The following is a 1,639-nucleotide window of genomic DNA, read 5'->3' on the forward strand; positions in this document are numbered from 1 at the left end:
CCGGCTTGCTCAAGGCCAAGGGTTGGCATCACATCACCTTGCCTGCGATCACGCTGGCTATCTTCCAGCTCACGCTGATCATGCGGCTGGTGCGAGCCGAAATGTTGGAGGTGCTGCGCACCGACTACATCAAGTTCGCCCGGGCTCGTGGCCTGTCCAATCGGGCCATCCATTTTGGCCACGCCCTCAAGAACACTCTCGTGCCCGTGCTGACCATCACAGGTCTGCAACTCGGTGGCCTGATCGCCTTTGCCATCATCACGGAGACGGTGTTCCAGTGGCCAGGCATGGGCCTGCTGTTCATCCAGGCTGTGACCTTCGCTGACATTCCTGTGATGGCCGCTTACCTGTGCCTGATTGCGTTGATCTTTGTGGTGATCAACCTGGTGGTGGACCTGCTGTACTTCGCGGTCGATCCTCGACTGCGCGTTGGCAAGGCAGGAGGCCACTGATGCAAGGCCCCCGTTTGAAAGCTGGTGGCCGCGCCTTCGCTCACATCGCGCAGTACCACCCTGAGTTGACGGCACTGCGGCGTGACCTGCATGCCCATCCGGAGCTGGGTTTCGAAGAGGTCTACACCAGCAAACGCGTCAGGGAAGCGCTGAAGCTCTGCGGTGTGGATGAGATCCACGAAGGCATCGGGCGCACGGGTGTGGTGGGCGTCATTCGTGGGCGCAGCAGCGCCAGCGGTAGCATGGTGGGCTTGCGCGCCGACATGGATGCCCTGCCGCTGACCGAGCACAACGACTTCGCCTGGAAGTCCTGCAAGCAGGGCCTCATGCACGGCTGCGGCCATGACGGCCACACCGCCATGCTGATTGGCGCTGCGCGCTATCTGGCCGAAACCCGCAACTTCGATGGCACCGCCGTGCTGGTGTTCCAGCCGGGCGAAGAAGGCTTTGCCGGTGCCCGCGTGATGATGGAAGACGGGTTGTTTGACCGCTTCCCCGTGCAGTCCATCTTCGCCATGCACAACTGGCCCGCAATGAAGCCCGGCACCGTGGGGATCAATGCCGGTCCGATGATGGCAGCCGCCGACCGTTTCACGGTCGAGATCACTGGGCGTGGCGGCCACGGCGCGCACGCTTATCAGACGGTGGACGTTGTGCTGGTCGCGGCCCACATCATCACCGCAGCTCAGAGCATCGTTTCGCGCAATGTGCGGCCCATCGACAGTGCGGTGGTCAGCCTGTGCGCGATGCAGGCAGGCGACCTGGGTGCCTTCAGCGTGCTGCCCGGCACGGCCACGCTAGTAGGCACCGTGCGCACCTTCGACCCGCTGGTGCAGGAGATGGTGGAAAAGCGCCTCAAGGAGTTGTGCAGCGCCATTGCGCTCGGCTTCGGTGCCACGGCCACGGTGCACTACGAACGCATCTACCCCGCCACCATCAACAGCGAAAGCGAAGCAATCTTTGCGGGCGATGTGGCCGAGTCGCTGCTGGGGGCCGACCACGTGGTGCGCGACCTGGAGCCCAGCATGGGCGCTGAAGACTTCTCTTTCATGCTGCAGAACAAGCCGGGGGCCTATCTGCGCATTGGCCAGGGCACAGGATCGAGCGGCAGCGCCTTGCACAACAGTCGGTATGACTTTAACGATGACATCCTGCCGCTGGGCGCTGCGCTGCACGCCAGCCTGATC

General features: G+C 63.2%; 2 protein-coding genes. Both read left to right on the forward strand.

What is annotated here, in order from left to right:
• Nucleotides 1-452 (forward strand): ABC transporter permease (locus DBR23_RS13975; protein ID WP_146191341.1); only part of this gene is annotated, 452 nt, incomplete at its 5' end.
• Nucleotides 452-1,639: M20 aminoacylase family protein (locus DBR23_RS13980; RefSeq protein ID WP_108498660.1), on the forward strand; the 1,188-nt coding region annotated here is incomplete at its 3' end. The genes DBR23_RS13975 and DBR23_RS13980, both read left to right, overlap by 1 nt.

This window comes from Acidovorax sp. HMWF018 (assembly GCF_003061035.1).
Classification (GTDB): Bacteria; Pseudomonadota; Gammaproteobacteria; order Burkholderiales; family Burkholderiaceae_C; genus Acidovorax; species Acidovorax delafieldii.